General features: G+C 67.9%; 1 protein-coding gene. It reads left to right on the top strand.

Annotated elements, in window-relative coordinates; translation table 11 throughout:
• Positions 1–31: 31 nt before the first annotated feature.
• The coding region (locus GTW67_RS18495; RefSeq protein ID WP_202437390.1) for a hypothetical protein at positions 32–728 on the top strand (697 nt) is incomplete at its 3' end.

Consider the following 728-nt stretch of genomic DNA (forward strand, 5'->3'; position numbering starts at 1 on the left):
TGCGGATGGGGTGTGTGACCCGGAGTACTGGGTGCGTCATGTACGTGAGGCGGTGCGTTTCGCCGACGGCATCACGCACCTGTCGGCCCAGGGGGTGACGACCTGCCTGGAGCTGGGTCCGGATGGTGTGCTGTCCGGGATGGGCGCGGACAGTGTTCCGGAGATGGTGTTTGCTCCGGTCCTGCGCAAGGACCGTGGCGAGGCCGGGTCGCTAGTGGAAGCGCTGGCGCAGGTGTATGTGCGGGGCCACGTGGTGGACTGGTCTGCGTTCCTTGCCCCGTCCCGTCCCCGGCTGGTGGAGCTGCCGACTTACGCCTTCCAGAAGGAGCGGTACTGGGTCCTGCCCACTCCGTCCGCGACCGACACCTCACTCGAGACCGTGAGTTGGCGTTATCGGGTGGCGTGGTCGCCGGTGACGGTGGCCTCGGGTGTGTTGTCGGGGGCGTGGCTGGTCGTGGTGCCGGCTGGGTTTGCCGGTGATGCGTGGGTGAGTGAGTGTGTTGCGGGTCTTGCGCGTTGTGGTGCGCGGCCTGTGGTGCTGGAACTCGCCGGTGACGAGTCTGGTCGTGAGGTGGTGGCCGGGCGTCTGCGCCCGCTGATGGCTGGTGAGCCTGGTGGGTTTGCTGGTGTGGTGTCGTTGCTGGGGTTGGCATCGGGCCGGGACGGGGTGTTCGGTTCGGTTCCGGTGTCGGTGGCGTTGACGCTGGGTCTGGTGCAGGCGCTGGGTG

Origin of the sequence: Streptomyces sp. SID5910 (assembly GCF_009862125.1) — a bacterium.
In the GTDB taxonomy this organism is placed as follows: Bacteria; Actinomycetota; Actinomycetes; order Streptomycetales; family Streptomycetaceae; genus Streptomyces.